This is a genomic window from Catenulispora sp. MAP12-49, from assembly GCF_041262705.1.
In the GTDB taxonomy this organism is placed as follows: Bacteria; Actinomycetota; Actinomycetes; order Streptomycetales; family Catenulisporaceae; genus Catenulispora.
The window spans coordinates 84,490-105,963 of the sequence record NZ_JBGCCP010000008.1; the positions used below are offsets into that span (position 1 = coordinate 84,490).

The 21,474-nt window shown below is 67.5% G+C and carries 9 protein-coding genes and 1 pseudogene; 9 read left to right on the forward strand and 1 reads right to left on the reverse strand.

The features are described from left to right. Positions 1-181: 181 nt before the first annotated feature. The 3 genes and pseudogenes from ABIA35_RS17290 to ABIA35_RS17300 form a co-directional block, all read left to right on the forward strand. Positions 182-2,488 (forward strand): annotated as a pseudogene (locus ABIA35_RS17290) (RICIN domain-containing protein); the annotation flags it as partial. Next, entirely contained in the window at positions 2,433-2,690 is a 258-nt protein-coding gene (locus tag ABIA35_RS17295; RefSeq protein WP_370358645.1) for an RICIN domain-containing protein, read from the forward strand. The pseudogene ABIA35_RS17290 and the gene ABIA35_RS17295, both read left to right, overlap by 56 nt. Before the next feature lie 310 nt (positions 2,691-3,000). Continuing rightward, positions 3,001-4,578 carry a sigma-70 family RNA polymerase sigma factor gene (locus tag ABIA35_RS17300; protein WP_370358531.1) on the forward strand — a complete coding sequence of 526 codons (1,578 nt, stop codon included), beginning with the start codon at positions 3,001-3,003 and terminating at the stop codon, positions 4,576-4,578. Positions 4,579-4,616: 38 nt separating this feature from the next. On the opposite strand, the gene ABIA35_RS17305 is transcribed toward ABIA35_RS17300, so the two are convergent. Next, positions 4,617-5,438: an RNA polymerase sigma factor gene (locus ABIA35_RS17305; RefSeq protein ID WP_370358532.1), complete on the reverse strand. Its 822-nt coding sequence runs from the start codon at positions 5,436-5,438 to the stop codon at positions 4,617-4,619. 1,440 nt (positions 5,439-6,878) lie between these two features. Between ABIA35_RS17305 and ABIA35_RS17310 the strand changes: the two genes are divergently transcribed. The 6 genes from ABIA35_RS17310 to ABIA35_RS17335 all read left to right on the forward strand — a co-directional run bounded on the left by ABIA35_RS17310 (position 6,879) and on the right by ABIA35_RS17335 (position 21,398). After that, positions 6,879-10,088, forward strand: a complete 3,210-nt coding sequence (locus ABIA35_RS17310; protein WP_370358533.1) for a glycoside hydrolase family 3 C-terminal domain-containing protein — start codon at positions 6,879-6,881, stop codon at positions 10,086-10,088. A 153-nt stretch (positions 10,089-10,241) separates the two neighbouring features. Further along, positions 10,242-13,655, forward strand: coding sequence for a ricin-type beta-trefoil lectin domain protein (locus ABIA35_RS17315; protein WP_370358534.1), 3,414 nt, complete (start codon positions 10,242-10,244; stop codon positions 13,653-13,655). Between the two features lie 101 nt (positions 13,656-13,756). Continuing rightward, positions 13,757-16,147 carry a ricin-type beta-trefoil lectin domain protein gene (locus ABIA35_RS17320; protein ID WP_370358535.1) on the forward strand — a complete coding sequence of 797 codons (2,391 nt, stop codon included), beginning with the start codon at positions 13,757-13,759 and terminating at the stop codon, positions 16,145-16,147. Between the two features lie 108 nt (positions 16,148-16,255). Further along, positions 16,256-18,253 (forward strand): alpha-L-fucosidase, encoded by a 1,998-nt coding sequence (locus ABIA35_RS17325; RefSeq protein WP_370358536.1) that lies wholly within the window; start codon positions 16,256-16,258, stop codon positions 18,251-18,253. Positions 18,254-18,413: 160 nt separating this feature from the next. Then, positions 18,414-20,702, forward strand: coding sequence for a family 20 glycosylhydrolase (locus ABIA35_RS17330; protein ID WP_370358537.1), 2,289 nt, complete (start codon positions 18,414-18,416; stop codon positions 20,700-20,702). 96 nt (positions 20,703-20,798) lie between these two features. Next, positions 20,799-21,398 (forward strand): alpha-L-fucosidase, encoded by a 600-nt coding sequence (locus ABIA35_RS17335; protein WP_370358538.1) that lies wholly within the window; start codon positions 20,799-20,801, stop codon positions 21,396-21,398. Positions 21,399-21,474 lie beyond the last annotated feature (76 nt).

The window sequence follows — 21,474 nt, forward strand, 5'->3', positions numbered from 1 at the left end:
TGTATCGACCAGTCTGATGGTTGTCGGACCGGCCCGACCGCTGGCCCTGTGTTTTTCTTCGGCCTTGCTTGGACTCTGTTTGAGAACGCTCGACTTCGGCCACCGGTCCGCGAGATAACGAACACACCCCACGCCTGGTAGAAGGAGTGCGCGCGTGTTCCCTTCTCGAAGTACCTTCGCCATGTTCAAGCCACTCGCCAGCCTCGTCGCTGTGACCACGGCCATCGCCACCGTCAGCGTTGTCGGCGCCGCCTCGCCGTCGGCAACGGCCGCCACGGCAGCGACCGCCGGCTACACGATCTCTATCGGTGCGATCGTGCAGCACAACCTGTCCAACGACACCCCGGACAGCGCGTACATCGACCGGGACGGCAGCTTCCACGTCACCGGTGCGCACTCGTTGTACGGGCCGACGGATTCGCGGCAGTGGAAGTGGTACTCCGGTACCACGTTCGACGACGCCGCCGACGACGCCACCCGCGACAGTTACGTCAACCCGTCGAACTCCAACGACCGCAACGACGACACGACCTGGCGCTGCAACAACAGCCCCACCGGCGTGACGGCGACGTACACCAGCGACACCGGCACCTATGCGCAGAAGAACTACTGCGACATCGTCGGCACCTGGATCGACCCGGACACCGGCGACTGGTACGGCCTGGTGCACAACGAGTTCACTCCCGAGCCGTTCGGCGCGTACTCGTTCTCGCACTACGACGGCATCGACTACACCGTGTCCCACGACCAGGGCCGGACCTGGAGCATCGTCGGGCACGCGATCACCTCGCCGTACAGCACCGCCCGTGGCGACACCACCGCGTTCCCGCATGAGACCTGGGACTACGGCGACGGCGACCCGCGGCTGTTCGTCGACACCGCATCCGGGTTCTTCTACGTCTTCTACGGCACCCGGATCGTCGGCAAGGCCAGCGCCGGCGGCGGCACCGCCGACCTGGCGCACGTCGCCCGTGCCCCGATCTCCGGCAAGATGGCGACCGGCACCTGGTCCAAGTGGTACAACGGCGCCTGGACCCAGCCCGGCGTCGGCGGGTTGGAGAGCAACCTGGTGCCGCTGGGAACGACCAACCCGGACGGCACCACCAACCAGACCGGCTTCACCCCGGTCGCCGTCGACTACAACCCGCAGAACTCCGGCACCGTGACCCAGCAGATCGCGGCCCACACGCTGCCGCCGACCTCGCCGCTGTTCGTCATGGACATCGCCTACGACGCCTACCTCGGCCTGTACATCGGCGAGCCGGAGAGCGTGGACCGCTCCGGCAACGCACCCCAGCAGTACTACGCGACCAGCGACCTGGCCAGCCAGAAATGGACACTGCTCGGCGACACCGGCGCCTACCACACCGCCTCCTGGTACCGATGGCTGGTCGACACCGGGAACAAGACCGTCAGCAACCAGTACGTCGGCAAGACCATGCGCGCCTACTGCGGCATCGCCTGCTCCGGTAGCTCAGGGGGCGAATACGCGACGCTGACCATCGACTCCTCGGCGCCGGCCGCGGTCCCGGTGGACCTGTCGAAGACCTACGCGATCGGCACCGCCGACGGCCGGGTCCTGGCCCAGGTCTCCGGCGGCACGGCCACCACCTCCGATGCCGCGCCGACCGGCTCGGCCCTTCAGGCCTGGTCCTTCGTGGCCGACGGCGACGGCTCGTACCAGATCCGCAACGCCGGCACCGGGCAAGCGCTCGGGGTCGACTCCACGGCGACGGCCGGGCGGTCCTGGGGCGCCAAACCCACCGCCACGACCATCCCGGGCAGCGGCGCAACCGTCGGCCAGCAGTGGTGGATCGTCGCGGACAACGCCCCGGCCGGCACCTTCCGGATCATCAACCGATACAGCGACCTGGACCTCGCACTGTCATCGGATACGACCCGGCTCGCCGAGACGACGCCCACCCGCACCTGGGACAACAGCACCGGCAACACCGTCGGTGGCGCCCGCACCGCGGCCGAACAGACTCTGACCCTGACCGCCACTGGCAGCGGCACTGAGACCGTGTCGGTGACCAACCCGGGCGCGCAGATCGGCACCGTCGGGACCGCCGTCTCCCTCCAGATGGCGGCCACCGACACCCAGAACAAGGCCCTGACATACTCGGCCACCGGCCTGCCGGCCGGACTGTCGATCAGCGGGGCGGGCCTGATCAGCGGTACGCCGACCGCCGCGGCGACCGCGTCGGTCACCGTGACCGCGAACTCCGGAACGGCCAGCGGCTCGACCACCTTCAGCTGGACGGTCAACCCGACCACCCCGGTGTTGAGCGGCACCCACACGATCATCGCCTCCGGCAAGGCCCTGGACGACCCCAACCACTCCACCTCGCCGGGCACCCAGCTCATCATCTGGTCGCCGAACAACGGCGCCAACCAGAACTGGGTCTTCACCCGGCAACCCGACGGCTCGTATCAGATCGTCAACGGCCAGTCGAACCTGTGCATGGACGACAACGGCGGCTTCACCACCCCGGGCACCCGTCATCCAGTGGACCTGCACCGGCGGCACCAACCAGCACTGGACGGTCACCAAACAGGCCGACAATCTCTACAAGATCGTGAACGTCCATAGCGGTCTGCTGCTCACGACGGCCTCCACCGCCGACGGTGCCCTGGTGACTCAGCAGACTGACACCGGATCGGCACTCCAGCAGTGGTCGATCTCATAGCGAGGGAATCGGTCCGGGCATGATCGTGATGATCGGCTCGCCCACTCGGATCCGCTGGGACCGACCGACCGACCGGGCGGAGCGGATCGTACTCGTGCAGCGAAACCGGGGCTCAGCAGTGGCGCGTACGGGCGACGTTCCCTGCTGAACTCGCAGTCTGGCCGGTGCCTGGACGACACCGTGTTCGGCGGTGAGAGCGCCCGCGCCCCGGACCAGCGCCGAAATCGTCGCGCGAAATCTGTAGCATGGCCGCTCCTGCCTCGTCTGCTCTTATGAACGACGGCGCCGGAGCGGTGGACGGAGCGCGAAGATGTACAACCTTGCCGTGGACGCGCGGTTGGTCGGCGCGGCTCGGGACGGTGACCAGGATGCCTTGGAGGACCTGGTCGGCCGGGCCATGCCGCTGGTCTACAACATCGTCGGGCGGGCCATGCCGGGCCGGGCCGATATCGACGACGTGGTGCAGGAGACGATGCTTCGCGTCGTGCGCGGCCTGCCGGGACTCCGGGACGGCAACGCGTTCCGGTCCTGGCTGGTCTCGGTCACCATGAACCAGATCCGTCAGCACTACCGATCGCGTCCGACGTCGTCGATCGCTCTGGAGGACTTCTCGCTGCTGGCTGATCCGGGGGCGGACTTCGTCGATCTCACCCTGACTCAGCTGGGTTTGTCCGGGCAGCGGCGGGAGACGGTGGAGGCGACGCGCTGGCTGGACGAGGACGACCGGGAACTGCTGTCGCTGTGGTGGCTGGTCGTCGCCGGCCATCTGACCAGGGCTGAGATGGTCGACGCCATCGGCCTGAGCGCCCAGACGGTGACGGTCCGGGTGAGCAGGATGAAGGCTCAGCTGGAGACCTCGCGGCTGGTGGTGCGCGCTCTGCAGGCCGCTCCTCGGTGTCCCGAACTCAGCCAAGTGGTTCAGCTGTGGGAGGGCCAGCCCAGTCCGTTGTGGCGTAAGCGGATAGCCCGGCATCTGCGTCAATGCGACTACTGCGGCGTTCTGGGTGAGGACCTGATCGCGCCGGAGAAGCTGCTGGCCGGGCTGGCCCTGGTTCCGCTGCCACTCGGCTACGCCCCGCACCTGTTGGCCCAACACGTCGCAGCGGCCGCGTCGACGCCGTCCGCCACGACCGGCCCCGCACTCGCGACCTCCCGTCGTTCCTCGCATGCCGGAGGGCATAGCACCAGGCACGTGCCGAGGTCGGCCGCGGGCAAACTGTTGGCAGTGGTGGCCGTCGTAGCCACGATTGCGGGGGCTTGGGTTGTCGCGACGCGGGACGGCTCGAACGGTGGGACTCACGGCACGCCTGCCCCCGCCTCGGCGACGACACCGGCCGCCTCGCCAGTCGTCTCGTCTCCGACTCGGCCTCCAAACCCGACACCGAGCTCGTCCCGGCCGGTCGGAACGACTGCGACGCCGACGCCGCAACTGCCCAAACCGGCTGCCGTCACCCGGCTGCGCATCAAGTCGACAGGCCGGTGCATGCAGACAGCCGGCCAAGCGGGCGCAGAACCCTACGAAGCTGTCTGCACCGGTTCGGCGAACCAGACATGGGAGTTGGTGCGCAATGCGGTTGGACGTCTCCAACTACGCAATCAGGCCAGCAAGCTGTGCCTGACCTATCCCAGCCAGCTTCCCGACGGGGCCGTTGTGCGGGCCTCAACGTGTGGTGCGCAGGCCAGCGGTCAGTGGTGGGACTACAATTACTCGCAGCATGACGGCGTCATCGCGTTCAGCCCGCAGGGCGACAGTCTCAGGCGATTGGGCGACAACGCCTGGAACCTGGCCGGCAGCGGCAAGCCGTATGACCCGACCATGGGTATCACCGTCAACTACTACAACACGGCTTCCTTGCAGTTCCTCGTCGATGGCACGCTCTTCAGCTGACTGGCTGATGCCGGCGCGACTTTGGACCAACAATACGGTCAGCTGGCGAGCAAGGCCGCTGATCCGATTGTTGTACATCGATGTGACGTCAAGGCAGGCTCGGATCCGGCAGCCTGCGGAGGCGGTGACGAGTCAGTCAGTAGTCGTTCGATGGGGACCAGGTCCTCCACGCATCTCAGACAGTAGTCGCATTCGCGTATGTGGCGGGAGATGCGCTTGCGCCACAGCTGCGAGGGCCGGCCGGGCCAGGTCGCCGTGACTCTGACCAGCAGGCGGCACGGGGGAGTGGTTGCCAGAGTCCTGATAATGCACCGTGCAGCGCCGAGCTGTGTCTTCATGCGGGTGACGCGCATGGTCGTCGTGTGTGTGCTCAGACCCAGCGCCGTGGTCATCGTGGCGCGGCTCAGCCGTCCGGTTTCCGTGAGCCACCACAGGGAGAGCAGTTCGCGGTCGGCGTCGTCCAGCCAGAGAGTCGCTTCGGCGGTCTGCCGGCACTGGTGGGCCAGCCCGATTTCATCGATGACCAGGTTCGTGAAGTCCGAGCCGGGGTCGGCGAAGCCGTCGAACGCTTCAGGCGGCTGTGGTGCGGGTGTGCGGCGACGATGGTGTTTGCGGACCTGGTTCGTGGTGATGGTCATCAGCCAGGCGTGGAACGCGGCGGGGTCGCGTAGTTTCGGCAGCCCGCGCACGAGGTTCAGCATTGTGTCTTGGACGGTGTCCTCGATGTCGAACCTGTGCGACAGGGACTGACTGACGACGGTCGTGACCAAGGGCAGGCAGTCGGCGGTCAGGGCGTCGAGGGCCGCGCGGTCGCCATCACGTGCCGCGGCCACCAGATCGGCGTCGACTTCTTTGGTCATCCGCTGGGCCTCCAGGGTGCTCGTAACAGGGCTCGTCCAACGGGAGGAGATGCGCCGCCGCCGTGGGGCTAACGGTTTTTCGGCAACGGATTCGCGGCCGGAGGTCAGGGCACGCGGTTGGTCTTGGGCCGGCGGCGGTCACAGGTGATGCGGGTTGCGATCGCCTCGATCGGGGCCCAGTGGTTGAGAAGGACAGAAGTTTTGGAATCCTGGACTCTTCTTAATTTTCTGTGACCTGATGGATCCTCAGGGATCTATATAGAAGAACGCAGGTGGACGCGCTTTGGAGGGCGTCGATCGGTTCTCTTGCAGGCGTTGACAGCACCGCTCCACCGGTGTTCTATCCGGTTTACCAAAGCGTTCGTTAAAGGTGACAACGAAATGCGGCGGCGGCGGTCGCCGGTGTTGTCTCGCGTCTCGCGCCGTGAGCGCAGCATCCGATGTATGGCATCGAACAGCCATCGAAGCCCTCTATGGTGGGAGATTTGTCCAATATTGATCCGATGAAAATTCTTGACAGGGCTCGTTCTGCCGCGAAGCATGTGCGATACCGGCGCCGTGCCGAGGATCGTGACTGTGGCTCTCTGTGCGACCCTAATCCGCGCTGCGACAGGCCGGTCTATGTGCGTGGTCCTGCTCGGCGTGATCGCCGAAACGCCGAGGAAGCATTTCCGCGCTGCGCAGTAAAAGGGCACTGAAAGAAAGTCCGTCAGGGCTCTTGCGCTTGGCCCGGAGTTTGCCCAATACTCCCCAGTGCGCCCCTTGGCGGTCTAGACCACACTAGCCAGTGGTCCATACCGCAGGTCTCCTGTTCTCGCCCCCACCCCTCCTCCCCGAGTGGCAGGCCCATGCGAACCAACAAGCTCCTGACTAAGGCCGCTTCAGCAGCAGCGTTCACACCCCGGGCTGTTCTGAAGCAACCCACGCGGCACGCCGGCTATCCGCTGGTCGAGCGCCGACTCGGATCCACAGTGGGTGCAGGTGGATGGGATCGACGCAGGCAGTGAACAGGGCGCTGCTGGGTTCCGAGACCGTGTAGAGCAACACGTATCGGATCCAGATGACGCGCTACGAACTGGACCCACGGGTACATCGCAGTAACGGCAGCGGTGGCACCGAGAACATGACCGGGTTCACCGGCACCGGCCGGGTGTCCGGGCATGCGGATCCACCTGCGGTACCGGCTGAAGTCGTTCGCGGTGGCCCTTCCAGGCTGGTGTTGCCTGAACGGCCGCAGTGCCCGGTCGGCCGGCTCCGGTGCTGAGCCGGGGCTGTGCGGACCGGCCGATCAGGCCGATCTCGGCATTGGTCTGAGTTGTGAGTCGGCAGTCGGCATCTAGCCGCATGGTCGTGGTCACCGACCTGTCCGGAATATGCACCACGCCCCGACGTCTGGGGCGCTCTCAGCCGCGAAACCCGATCCCTTGGAGGAACGTAAGCATGCTCAGATCATCGGCCGGGCCTCGGTCCAGCCGCGCCCGAGCGGTGGCGATGTTGGCCGCCTTGTCCGCGTCGCTGTTCGCGACCTACTCCGCGGATGCGCCGGCTACCGCCGTCGCGACGGTGTCGACCGCTTGTCCGTGGGTCGGCTCCAACGCGCCGATCCCGCAACGGGTCAGCGACCTGTTGTCGCACATGACGCTGGGGGAGAAGGTCCAGTTGATGACCGGCTCCGACGGCTCCAGCTACGTCGGCTTCACCCCTGCGATCGGCCGGCTGTGCATCCCGGCGATGAACCTGGAGGACGGACCGGCCGGGGTCCGGCAGAACATCAGCGACACCACCCAGTTGCCCGCGCCGATGAACATGGCGGCCACCTTCGACACCGCCGCCGAGCAGACCTACGGTCAGGCCGTGGGTGCCGAGCAGGCAGCCAAGGGCACGACGGTGGATCTGGGGCCGACGATCAACATCGTGCGCGATCCCCGCTGGGGCCGCGCGTTCGAGACTTTCGGCGAGGACCCCTACCTCAGCGGCCAGATGGGCGCGGCGAACATCCGCGGCGTGCAGTCGGCGGGGGTGATGGCGCAGGTCAAGCATGCCGCGGTGTACAACCAGGAGACCAACCGCGACACCAGCGCCGACAACGCGATCGTCAGCGATCAGACGGAGCAGGAGATCTACCTTCCGGCCTTCCGGACCGCGATCCAGCAGGGCGCTCCGTCGTCGGTGATGTGCTCCTACAGCATGATCAACGGCGCCTTCGCCTGTGAGAACCAGAAGATCCTGACCTCGGTGTTGCGCGACCAGTTCGGCTTCAGCGGCTTCATCACCTCCGACTGGGGTGGGACACACTCCACCGTGCCGACGGTGACCGCGGGCATGGACCAGGAGATGCCGGGCACCAGCACCATTTTCAACAACACGGCCCACTTCTACGGCACCGCCCTGCAGCAGGCCGTTACCTCCGGCCAGGTCAGCCCATCGCTGATCGACGCCTCGGCGACGCGGATCCTGACCCAGATGTTCGCCTTCGGCCTGTTCGACAACGCGCCCACCGGTTCCCTGGCCGCGCCCGCGAGCACCGCGGCACACCAGGGGAGCGCGGAGCACCTGGCCGAGGAGGGCACGGTACTGCTGAAGAACGCCGGCAACGTGCTGCCGCTGGGACCTGTGAACACCTCGATCGCGGTCATCGGCACCGACGCCTCGACCAGCCCGGCGACCGCCGGCAACGGCAGCGCCTACACAACCCCCAGCCACACCCCCGTCACGCCGTTGGCCGGGATCACCGCCGCCGCGCCGGCCGGGACCGCCGTCACCTACGACGACGGCTCCTCCACGGCCTCGGCCGCGGCCGCCGCCGCGAAGGCGAGCGTCGCGGTGGTCTTCGTCGGAAAGGTCGAGGGCGAGGACACCGGGGACGTGACCAGCCTCGGCCTGGGCAGCGGCAACGACGCGCTGATCTCGGCAGTCGCGGCCGCGAACCCGAACACGGTCGTGGTCCTGAACACCGGCGCCCCGGTCACCATGCCGTGGCTGTCCTCGGTGAAGGGCGTGCTGGAAGCCTGGTATCCCGGCCAGGAGGACGGCACCGCGATCGCGAACATCCTGTTCGGCACCACCAACCCCTCCGGCCACCTGCCGGTGACCTTCCCCACCGACCTGTCCCAGGTCCCGGCCGCCACCGCCGCGCAGTGGCCCGGCACCAACGGGGCCGTGCAGTACTCCGAGGGCGTCGACGTCGGCTACCGCTGGTACGACAGCAAAGGCCTGACCCCGCTGTTCCCGTTCGGATTCGGCCTTTCCTACACCACCTTCGCCTACTCCAACCTGCACATCAATCCTCTGATCCAGGGTGGCGTCACGACGGTGACCGCGACCGTGACCAACACCGGCACCCGGGCCGGAGCCGACGTCGCTCAGCTGTATGTGACCGACCCGGCCGCCGCCGGGCAGCCGCCGCGCCAGCTGCAAGGCTTCGCCCGGGTGAACCTGGCCCCCGGCCAGTCCCAGACCGTCACCTTCCCGTTGTCCGAGCAGAACCTGCACTACTGGAACAGCAGCACCAACGGCTGGACTACCGAAACCGGCGGCTACGGCATTGCCGTCGGCGACGCGGACACCTCATCGGCGCTGACCTTGACCGGCACGCTGAACGTCTCTGCGAACCAGCTCGGGCAGCCGGTGACCGTCACCAGCCCCGGCCCGCAGGAGGGTCTAGCCGGAAAGGCGGCCTCCGTACAGGTTCTGGCTGGTGACTCGACCACCGGCCAGACCCCGACGTTCACCGCCACCGGCCTGCCCGCAGGCGTTTCCATCTCGCAGACCGGCCTGATGACGGGCACCCCGACCACCGCCGGTACGAACACCGTCACCGTGACCGCCCAGGACGCCGCGGGCGCGCAGGCCTCGACGACGTTCGTCTGGACCGTCGCGCCCACCACCGCCGGCATCCCGACGACCTCACTGGTCAACGACACGGGCCTGTGCCTGGACCTGTCCGGCGCCAACAACACCGACGGGACCGCGGTACAGGTCTACACCTGCAACGGCACCAACGCCCAGCAGTGGACCGTGGAACCCGACGGTACTGTCCAGTCCGAAGGTAAGTGCCTTGATGTCGCCGGAAGCGCCGTCGACATCACCACCTGCAGCGGCAGCAGCACCCAGCACTGGCAGTCCGCCTCGAACGGCACGCTGGTCAGCTCGGCCGGACTGTGCGCGACCGACCCCGACTCCGGCGGCGCCAGCACCAAGGTCCAGGTCGCGAGCTGCACCGGCACAGCCGGCCAGGTGTGGGCATCACCTGCGGGCTCGACTACGAGCCCCCGCACAGGCCCGGTCACCGGCTATCAGGGTCTGTGTTTGGACGTGCGCGGCGCCAGTAGCGCCGATCGCACGCCGGTGCAGGTCTACAACTGCAACGGCTCCGGCGCCCAGCAGTGGACCGTCCAGTCCGACGGCACTGTGCAGACGCTGGGCAAGTGCCTGGACGTGAACGCCGCGGGGACCGCGGACGGCACCCTGGTCCAGCTCTACAGCTGCAACGGTACCGGCGCCCAGAACTGGCAGCCCCAGCCCAACGGCGCACTACTCAACCCCAACTCCGGCAAGTGCCTGGACGACACCTCGTTCGGCGGCTCCGGAACCCAGCTGGAGGTCTGGGACTGCAACGGCGGCGCCAACCAGAAGTGGACCCTGCCCTAACAGCTCACCGGCGCTCGCCCCGTCTGAGGCGGGCGCCGGTTCTCGCAAGATCTGCGCCTTGATAAGAAAGGATTGATCTAAGTGCTGAGAGAACGAAGATGGGGACTGGCGCGCCGACCCGGCCTGGGCAGGATCTCAACGGGAGCTGCGCTGGTGCTGGCGGCGACCTCGGCGATGCCGCTGGTGCAGGCTGGCGCGGTTGCTGCGCCCGCGGCGGCTGTGTCGAGCGGACCGTGGACGCTCTCGACCACGGACCCCTCGTCGAACTACGCACCGACGTTCATCGGCAACGGCTACCTGGCCGCGCGCGTCCCTGCCGAAGGCACGGGGTTCAGCACGACGCCGATCGCCACGCAGTCTGAGCTGGCTGGCTTCTACGCCAACCCGCCAGATCAGGGGTTTGAGTCACGCGCCAGCCTGCCGACCTGGACCACGCTGGGACTCACCGGCGGTGGCGACAGCTTCGGCAATCTGCCGGTGTGCGTGTTCAACGAGCAGTGTGAGGCTGTCGACGGTCAGTTGTCCGGCGGGGCCGAGCTCGCCAGTGACCACGGCGGCTCGACAGGTGGATCGTTCGTCGCGGGACTGGGTCTCAACGGCGGTCCGGTGCACGGCGCGTCCGTCACGGTTCCGATCGCCGGCTCCAGCGCCGGCGCATCGGTCGTGGGCATCCGGTATGCCAACGGCAACTCCGGCTCCGAGACGGTGTCGGTGATCGTCAACGGCGGTGCGCCGCAGCAGATCACGCTGCCTCCTACCGGGAGCTGGAACTCGTGGAGCACCATCAATGTGCCGGCGGTCCTGAGCGTCGGGACTGCCACGGTAGCCGTCACGGTCCGGCCGAACGACAGCGGACAGGTCAACATCGACACCGTCGCGGCCTATCCGGCATCCGGCGCCGTGCCGACCGTGGTCGCCCAGACGCAGCAGGGCACGAAGTCCAACTATCGACAGACGCTGGACATGAGCACGGGGACCCTGACCACGTCCTTCACCTGGACCGCGCCCTCGGGCCGCGCCACCGATTTCGGCTATACCGTCAACGCCGACCAGAGCAACGGCCACGTCGGTATGGTCACCATGGCCTTCACTCCGCACTGGTCCGGCTCGGCGACGATCGTTGACGCGCTCGACGGGCGGGGTCAGGTGCACGACAGCGCCACCTCGCCTGCCGTGAACGGATCCAGCGGCACGCTGACTGAGAACGCTGTGGCGCAGGGCACCGGCGTGAGCGCCGCGATCGCCTCGGTGCTGCGCGTCAACGGTTCGAGCGTGGCCACGGCCACCACTCCGACCGCCGGTGCCCCGGCTGCGCAGAGCGCGTCGTTGACCGTGCAGTCCGGGACCACGTACACCGCGACGAAGTTCGTCGGAATCGCCGCCAGCAACGACACCGACCGTACGCTGACCGCGTCCACCCCGCAGGCCTATGCGCTCAGCCAGGCGACGGACGCGGCGAACCTCGGCACCGCCGGCCTCACGGCCCGCAACCACCAGGCGTGGTCGAAGCTGTGGTCCGCAGACGTCTCCGTCCCAGGCGACGACACCCTCACCGGGCAGATCCGGGCGAGCATGTTCTACCTGCTGGAGAGCACCAGGGCCGGCGTCGACTGGAGCAGCACGCCGGGCGGGCTGTCGTCGGACGGCTACAACGGGCACGTGTTCTGGGACATGGAGACCTGGATGTACCCGGCACTGCTCGCGCAGCACCCTGACATCGCAATCGGCGCCGATGCGTACCGGCAGAGACTGCTGCCCGCGGCCCAGGCTGCCGCCGCGGCTCTGTCGCTCAACGGCGCGAAGTTCCCGTGGGAGAGCGCGCTGACCGGCAATGAGTCGATCCCGCCGGGGAACCCTGAAGGCACCGACGAGATCCACATCACCGCCGACATAGCTCTGGCCCAGTGGCAGTACTACGAGGCCACCGGCGACACCTCGTGGCTCGGCGCCACCGCGTGGCCGGTGCTCCGCGACGCCGCACGGTACTTCGCCTCACGCGCCGTACCCGACCCGAACAAGCCTGGTGCCTACCAGATCCGTAACGCGATGGGGCCCGACGAGTACCACGACAACGTCAACGACGACGCTTACACCAACGCGGCGGCACAGGAAACCCTTCAGATCGCGACCCGGGCCGCGCAGATCACCGGCAACACGGCCGACGCGAACTGGACGACTGTCGCCGGCGGGCTCGGGCAGGACATCCCCTTCGACACCGCCGACCAGCGATACCTGCAGTACGACGGCTTCACCACGACCACCGTCAAGCAGGCCGACGTCACGATGATGCAGTACCCGTGGAACGTGCCGATGACGGCTACCGTCGCCCAGAACGACCTCGACTACTATGCCCCGATCACCGACATCAACGCCCCGTCGATGACCGACTCGATCAACACGATCGACAGTGCCGCGCTGGCGAGTTCCCGCTGCGACTCCTACACCTACCTCCAGCGCAGCTCCACCCCGTTCATCCGCGCCCCGTTCGACCAGTTCAGCGAGACCCGCGGCGGTGGCGCGTTCACGTTCACCACCGGCACGGGAGGGTTCCTGCAGGAGTTCGAGTACGGATTCACCGGTCTGCGCTGGGACTCCAGTTCTGTGCAGCTCGACCCGAACCTGCCCCCGCAGCTGCCGGGGCTGGACCTGACCGGCCTGCAGTGGCACGGCAGCACCTACAACCTGTCGATCCGCCCCGGCGGCACCACCATCACCGTCACCGCCGGCCCGAACCTGCCGGTGACCATCGCCGGTGCACCGGTACAGACCGTGACCAGCGGCTCGACGCTGACCGTGCCCACCCGGACGCCTTCGGCCTCGACGAACCTGGCGCAGTGCAAGAGCGTCACCGCCTCCAGCGCCGATCCCAGCTACCCGGCCGCCGCGGCGGTCGACGGCAGCCCGGCCACCGCCTGGCACGCCACCTCGGCCGGCGCGAACCTGACCGCCGATCTCGGCACCACAACCTCGTTCAGCCAAGTCCAGGTCGTCGCCGACGGCTCCACCACCGCCTACAGCATCCAAGGCTCCAACGACGACAGCACCTGGACCACGCTCGGCAGCCAGAGCGCCACCTCTGCCGCAGCCACGACCGTCACCTTCCCCGCCGCTTCCTTCCGCTACCTGCGCTACCAGGCAGATCCTTCAGCGACCGCGCAGATCAAAGACCTGACTGTCACCGCCGCCCGCGGATCCGGACCGATCACCGGCTATCAGGGTTTGTGTGTGGATGTGAGAGGTGGCAGCAGCGCCGACGGTACTCCGGTTCAGGTGTACGGCTGCAACAACAGCCCGGCCCAGCAGTGGACGGTACCCGGCGACGGGACCCTGACGGCTCTCGGCAAGTGCCTGGACGTCGCCGGCGGCGGTACCGGCAACGGCACCCTGGTGCAGCTGTACTCGTGCAACGCCACCGGAGCCCAGCAGTGGCAGTCGCGGTCCGACGGCTCCCTGCTCAATCCCCAATCCGGCCGGTGTCTGGACGACACCGGCTTCGGCGGCTCCGGCACCCAGCTGGAGATCTGGGACTGCAATGGCGGTCCCAACCAGAAATGGACTCTGTCCTGACCGCTGACAGCACGACTCGCCACATCCATCCGCAAGCAGACCTCCGAGGCAAGGCGCCGAACCCCGATATCCGTTGAAGCTCCACAACCCCAGGAGCCGCCATGTCCCACGCCATCAGGCGCCGCACCGCTCTCACGACGGTACTGGCGCTGATCATCAGTACCCTGACCGTCTGGGCCTTCGGGCCCCCAGCGCACGCCGCGACCAACACCGCGATCACCATTGACGGCTCTCAGCCCGGCTCGGTGTTCGACGGTGTCGGCGCGATATCCGGCGGCGGGGGCAACTCCCGCCTGCTGATCGACTACCCCGAGCCGGAGCGCAGCCAACTGCTGGACTACCTGTTCAAGCCCGGCTACGGAGCCGACCTGCAGATCTTGAAGATCGAGATCGGTGGGGACACCAACTCTACCAACGGCGCCGAGCCGAGCATCGAGCACACCCAGGGCGGCGTCGACTGCAACCAGGGCTACGAGTGGTGGCTCGCCGAGCAGGCCAAGGCACGCAACCCCAACATCAAGCTCTACGGTCTGGCCTGGGGTGCGCCGGGGTGGATCGGCGGCGGGAACTTCTGGTCCACCGACATGATCAACTATCTGATGTCCTGGTTCGGCTGCGCCGCGCAGCACAACCTGAGCATCGACTACCTCGGCGGCTGGAACGAACGCGGCTACAACGCCACCTGGTACGAGAACCTGAAGACCGCGCTGGTCGCCAACGGGCACGCCTCGACCAAGGTCGTCGGCGCCGACGACGACTGGAGCATCGCCGATGCGATGACCACCGATCCCGCGCTGAAGAGCGCCGTCGACATCGTGGGCGTCCACTATCCGTGCGGATACCTGAGCTCGGAGAGTACCTGCAACAGCACCGCGAACGCGCAGAGCCTGGGCAAACCGCTGTGGGCCAGTGAGAACGGCTCACAGGACGCTGATACCGGCGCGGCCGCCACCGCGCGCGGCATCAACCGCGGCTACCTCGACGGCAAGATGACCGCGTACATCAACTGGCCAGTGATCGCCGCGCTCTACCCGAACATGTCGTTCAGTACCGACGGCATGTCGATCGCGAACCAGCCCTGGTCCGGCAACTACAACATCGGCAAGACCACCTGGGTCACCGCACAGACGACCCAGTTCACCTCACCCGGCTGGCACTACATCGACTCGGCGAGCGGCTACCTCGGCGGCAACCGGTCCAACGGCAGCTACGTGACGCTGAAGTCGACGAACAACGCCGACTACAGCACCGTCATCGAGACGATGGACGCCACCGCCGCGCAGACCGCGTCGTTCACTGTCTCCGGTGGTCTGTCGACTGGCACCGTCCACGTGTGGCAGACGAATGTGGCCTCGTCGAACCCCGCCGACTACTTCGTCCACGCGCAGGACATCACCCCGTCCGGCGGCTCGTACTCGCTGACGCTCCAGCCGGGCTACGTCTACACCGTCACCACGACCACCGGCCAGGGCAAGGGCACTGCGACGTCCCCGTCGGCCTCCGCACTGGCGCTGCCGTACACGGACAACTTCGAAACCCCGGCCGCCAGCACGTCGCCGAAGTACTTCTCGGACATGAACGGCGCGTTCGCCACCACGGCCTGCGGCGCTGGCCGCTCCGGCACCTGCCTGCAGCAGATGGCCACGACCACGCCGATCCGCTGGACCAACGAGGCCTACTACGACCCGTACACGTACATGGGTGACACGTCCTGGTCCAACTACACCGTCACCTCCGACGTCATGCTCCCGCAAGCCGGCACAGTGGAACTGCTCGGCCGCGTCGGCCAGCAGGGACGCAACGACAACGGCCTGAACGCCTACCACCTGCGCGTCTCCACCACCGGCGCCTGGTCGATCCTGCGCAGCGACACCAGCTGGAACTTCACCACCCTTGCCTCCGGGACGGTTGCGGCGCTCGGCACCGGCACCTGGCACACCATCGCACTGAAGATGCAGGGCTCGACCCTGTCGGCGGTGATCGACGGCGCAGTCGCCGGCAGCGTCACCGACACCGCGTTCACCAGCGGCCAGGCAGGCCTGGGCGTCGTCGGCTACCAGAGGGCCCAGTTCGACAACTTCGCGCTCACGCCGGGCACGGTGACGCCACCACAAACCGGGCCCATCACATCGGGTCTGGCCGGCAAGTGCGTCGACGACAGCACCGCCTCGACGACCAACGGCACGCACGTCCAGTTGTGGGACTGCAACGGAACCGCGGCGCAGTCGTGGACCTGGGGCAACGGCACGCTGACCTTCGGCGGCAAGTGCATGGACGTCACCGGCCAAGGCACAGCCAACGGCACGCTCGTTGAGCTGTGGGACTGCAACGGCGGCGCCAATCAGCAATGGACACCCCAACCCGACGGCTCCCTCAAGAGCGCGCAATCCGGGCGGTGTCTCGATGATCCCGGATTCGCCACGACCAACGGCACCCAGCTGGAGATCTGGGACTGCAACGGCGGCGCCAACCAGAAGTGGACCCTGCCCTAGCCCCCAGCGGTAACCAGCACCTGAAGACCGGTGCGCGCCGCCGGCTCGACCCGCGGCGCGCACCGCCCAAGACCCGCACGCATCGATATCGCACCGAAAGGAAGGACCATGCGTGTCCGTCATCGGGCAAGACGCCTGACAGCCCTCGTCGCCATCGCCGCCGCGCTCCTGAGCGCCACCGCCGCATCGGCCGCGGAGGTGACCGCGATCAACCCGAACGACACCCCGGCGCAGATCATCGCGAAGGCGGCCGGCGTCACCCCCTCACCGAACCAGCTCGCCTGGCAGCGGCTGGAGCAGACCGCGTTCATCCACTTCGGCCTCAACACCTACGACGGAACCGAGCAGGGCACCGGCACCACATCTCCGAACCTGTTCCAGCCCACCGGCCTCAACACCGACCAGTGGGTCAGCACCCTGAAGAACGCCGGGTTCAAGGAAGTCATCCTCACCGCCAAGCATGCCGACGGCTTCCTGCTGTTCCCCTCCAAATACTCCACCTACGGCGTCGCCTCCTCCTCCTGGGACAACGGTCAAGGCGACATCTTGAAGAGCTTCACCGATTCGATGCACAAGTACGGCCTGAAGGTCGGCATCTACCTCGGCCCGGCCGACCTGCACGAGGCCCAGCCCGGCGGAACCTTCGCCAACGGCAGCGCGGCCAAGCCGGTGACCATCCCGTCGGATCTCTCCGAGGTCGCCAACGGGACGACGTTCTCCTTCAACTCCGACGACTACAACACCTACTACGAGAACACCCTCTACGAGACCCTCACCAGGTACGGCGAAATCGACGAGGTCTGGTGGGACGGTGCCAACCCGACCAACCGCACCCAGAACTACGACTTCCCCAACTGGATCTCGATGGTCCGCAAACTCCAGCCGAACGCGGTCATCTTCAACGACCAGGGCCCTGACGCACGCTGGGTCGGCAACGAAGCCGGCGCCGCGCGGCAGTCCGAGTGGGACGTGATGCCCTTCGACGGCGATCCCGCCACCGCCGCGGACACGCGCCTGCCGGTCCCCGGCGGCAACGGGGCCACCGACATCGGCGGCGACGACATCCTGTCCCAACGCAACGCCGACGGCACCAGCGCCTGGAACGGCCTGCGCTGGACACCCGCGGAATGCGACACCACCTTGTCGGCCAACCACAACTGGTACTGGCACCCCGGCGACACCCTGCAATCCCAGAGCGCCCTAACCGACCTCTACTACAGTTCGGTCGGCCAGAACTGCAACCTTCTGCTGGATGTGCCACCCAACCAGCAAGGCGTCTTCGACTCCTCAGCGGTGACGGCGCTGACGAACTTCCACAACGCCATCTCCGCCACGTTCGGCACCAACCTCGCGGCCGGAGCCGCCGCGGCGAACGACGCCGGCACCACCAACACCGCCGGGCACACCCCGGACCTGGCGCTCGACGGGAACCCGGACACCTCCTGGCAGCCCACCGCCACCACCGGCGCCCTGGTTTACACGCTGCCGCAAGCCACCACGTTCAACGTCATCTCCGCCCAGGAAGACCTGAACGTCGGCCAGCGCGTCGAGTCCTACGCCGTTGACGCCTGGCAGAACGGCGCCTGGACGCAGATCGCCACCGACACCACCATCGGCCAGAAGAAGCTGACCCGGCTGACCACCCCGGTCACCACCACCAAAGTGCGGCTGCGCGTCACCGGGGCGCGCGCCAACCCGGCCGTCGCCGAGTTCGGTCTGTACCGCTCGGCCGCCGGGCCGATCACCGGGTATCAGGGATTGTGCATGGACGTGCGCGGCGCCAGTTCCGCTGACCGCACTCCGGTTCAGTTGTACGGCTGCAACGGCACCGGCGCCCAGCAGTGGACCGAGCCGGGTGACGGCACCGTGACGGCTTTGGGCAAGTGCCTGGACGTTACCGCCGGTGGAACAGCCAACGGCACGCTGGTTCAGCTGTACTCCTGCAACGGCACCGGAGCCCAGCAGTGGCAGCCACGGCCCGACGGCACGATGCTCAACCCGCAATCGGGGCGCTGCCTGGATGACACGGCCTTCGGTGGAGCCGGCACCCAGTTGGAGATCTGGGACTGCAACGGCGGCACCAACCAGAAGTGGACCCAGCCCTAGCCATTCGAAATCCCACCGAAAGGACCCCCCCATGCACGTCCGCCATCGGGCAAGACGCCTGACAACCCTCGTCGCCGTCGCCGCCACGCTCTTGGGCGCTACTGTCACGTCGGCAGCGCAGGCGACGGCGACCAAGGTGAGCAGTACCTCGGCACCGTCCATGAGTTCCCTGGTTCCGCAGCCGGTCCAGGTTCAGCCGAATGCATCATCGTCGTATCAGATCTCTACGACGACCACGATCTACACCGCGGCGAACTCGACCGCCGCGGGACAGGTCGGTCAGTTTCTGGCCGGGGTTCTCGATCCGGCCATCGGGTTCTCGTTGCCGGTCCAGCCGACGACGAGCACGCCAAGCAGTGGGATCGCGTTGCTGCTCTCCGGCGCTGATCCGTCCGTGGGCTCACAGGGGTACACGCTGGATGTCACCGGCTCTGGTGTCGTCGTCCGTGCGCAGCAGCCGGCCGGGTTGTTCGCCGGGGTGCAGACCCTGCGTCAATTGCTGCCGCCGCAGGTCGAGGCGTCCAGCGCGCAGCCCGGGCCGTGGACTGTTCCCGGTGGGCACATCCTGGACTACCCGCGCATGTCCTATCGCGGGGCGATGCTCGACGTCTCCCGGCACTTCTTCACCGTCGACCAGGTCGAGAAGTACATCGACCAGCTGGCTCTGTACAAGATCGACTATCTGCACCTGCACCTGAGCGACGACCAGGGCTGGCGCATCGCGATCAACGGCTGGCCGAACCTGACCGGCGTCGGCTCCGCGACCGCGGTGGGCGGCGGCGCGGGCGGGTACTACACGCAGGAGCAGTACCAGCAGATCGTCGCCTACGCCGCAGCCCGCTACGTCACCATCGTTCCCGAGATCGACATGCCGGGGCACGTCACCGCCGCGCTGGCCTCCTACGGCGAGCTCAACTGCAACGGCACCGCCCCGCCGGTGTCCACCACCATCGGGGTCCTGGGCAACTCGCTGTGCACCACCGCGTCCATCGACAAGTCCTTCATCGACGACGTCATCGGCCAGATCGCGGCGATCACTCCCGGACCGTACATCTCCGTAGGCGGCGACGAAGCGTCCGGCGTGAGTGGGAGCGACTACGCGAACTTCATGACCTGGGCCCAGCAGGACGTCGACAAGTACGGCAAAACCGCGATCGGCTGGGACTCGATCATCAACTCCACACTCGCCCCTTCGACCGTCGCAGAGTACTGGGGCGCCACCGGCGCCTCCCAGCTGGCGGCGGCTGCGAACAACGGTACGAAGCTGATCATGGCACCCGCCTCGCGCGCCTACATGGACGAGAAGTACAACGACTCGACCGTCATCGGGCTCAACTGGGCCGCGGAGACCGACATGCAGTCGGCGTACGGCTGGGACCCCGCGAGCTACCTGTCCGGCGTTCCAGCCTCGGCGGTCCTGGGCTTGGAGGCGCCGGTGTGGACCGAGACCGCGGACACTCTCGCAGACGTCGACTACCTGGCCTTCCCGCGCATCACCGCCTATGCCGAACTCGGCTGGTCCCCGCAGACGGTCACCAGCGGCGGCTTCACCGATTTCGCTACGCGGGTCGCGGCGCAGGGTCCGCGCTGGGACGAGTTAGGCATCACCTACTACCACTCCACCCAGATCCCCTGGCCGACCGGTCCCACCGGCCCGACCGGCCCGGTCGTCTCCCAGGAGAACGGCACCTGCCTGGACGCCGCCGGCGGTTCGGCGGGAGACGGCGCGGCCGCTGAGATCAACACCTGTGCCGGCAGCGCCGGCCAGCAGTGGACCGCCGCCTCCGACGGAACGCTGCGGGCGCAGGGCAAGTGCCTGGACATCACCGGCGCCGCGACCACAGCCGGTACCCCGGTGGAACTGTGGGACTGCAATGGCGGCGCCAACCAGCAGTGGAAAAACACCAACGGCACACTGCTCAACCCCGTCTCAGGGCTCTGTCTTGACGTGTCCTCGGGTGCTGCTGCCCCGGGCTCCGTGTTGGACATCGCGGCGTGCGCGGACAGTCGACAGCAGTGGTTCAGCCTGCCCTCAGGCGGCTTCGGAGCGGGCCCGACCGGGCCAGCGGCCTCCGGAGTCACCGGGAAGTGCCTGGACGTGATGAACGGCCAATCAGCGAACTTCCAGCCGGCGGACCTCTTCGACTGCAACGGCTCCCAGGCGCAGGTGTGGTCGCTGGAGTCGGACGGCACGATCCAAGCCCTGGGCAAGTGCCTGGACGTCAACGGCGGCGGCCGCACCAACGGCACCAAAGTCCAGCTGTACACCTGCAACGGCACCGGCGCCCAACAGTGGCGGTGGTCGAGCAACGGCACCTACGCCGGGTCGCTCACCAACCCGCAATCCGGACTCTGCCTCGATGACCCATCCGCTACGACGACCAACGGAACCCAACTGCAGGTCTACGCCTGCAACGGCACGCTCGCGCAGGTCTGGCGGCTTTCGTAGCACCTGCGCGGCGTTCGGTGAAGGCGCCGTCGGCCTCCGGAGTCGGACCGACGGCGCCCTGCTGACGGCCTTCGGCACCGACCAGCTCGCCTATCAGTGACCGCCGGTAGGGCTGAGTCATCCGATCTATTGGGTTGCTACCTATTTACATGCTGGACACATGCGGAGTACAACTACGGATTCCAGGACGGCCGGCCCTGGGAAAGCTGTGTCACCCTGGTCGGCGACCAGTGGGGCCACCGACCCGGCGCGGCGATGATGTCGCTGCGCGAATGCGTGCACGCGCTGGTGACCACCGCGGTCGGCGACGGGAACCTGCTGCTCAACGTGGGACCGGACGCCGACGGCGTGATCGAGGAGCGCCAGCGTACTCGGTTGGCCGAGATCGGCTCCTGGCTGGGCCGCTACGGCTTCACCGTGCGCGGCACTCGCGGCTACCAAGTCCGCGGAGCCGACTGGGGCGGAGTGACCCAGAACGCCGGCGCCCTGTACGTACACGTCCTGAACTGGCCCGACAGTCCGCTGCGCGTCCCGGCCGATCCGGCCTGGGACGGCAAGGCCGCGGTCCTGACCGGAGGCACTGCCACCGTCACCCGAGGCGACGGCCACCTGATCATCGACGTCCCCGAACCTGACCGGCACCCCCTCGACACGATCATCATGCTCAACCGAATCCACCCGAGCACCCCGAGCTGACTACGTCGCCCCAGTGACGACCAGCTCATCAGGCGCACCACTGAACTACACCGTCTGAAAGGTCACAGCCCCATAG

Excerpts from the sequence above, each read along its gene's own strand:
- ABIA35_RS17300 (WP_370358531.1), top strand. The coding sequence starts at position 3,001 with ATGTACAACCTTGCCGTGGACGCGCGGTTGGTCGGCGCGGCTCGGGAC.
- ABIA35_RS17305 (WP_370358532.1), bottom strand. The coding sequence starts at position 5,438 with ATGACCAAAGAAGTCGACGCCGATCTGGTGGCCGCGGCACGTGATGGC.
- ABIA35_RS17310 (WP_370358533.1), top strand. The coding sequence starts at position 6,879 with ATGCTCAGATCATCGGCCGGGCCTCGGTCCAGCCGCGCCCGAGCGGTG.
- ABIA35_RS17320 (WP_370358535.1), top strand. The coding sequence starts at position 13,757 with ATGTCCCACGCCATCAGGCGCCGCACCGCTCTCACGACGGTACTGGCG.
- ABIA35_RS17325 (WP_370358536.1), top strand. The coding sequence starts at position 16,256 with ATGCGTGTCCGTCATCGGGCAAGACGCCTGACAGCCCTCGTCGCCATC.
- ABIA35_RS17330 (WP_370358537.1), top strand. The coding sequence starts at position 18,414 with ATGAGTTCCCTGGTTCCGCAGCCGGTCCAGGTTCAGCCGAATGCATCA.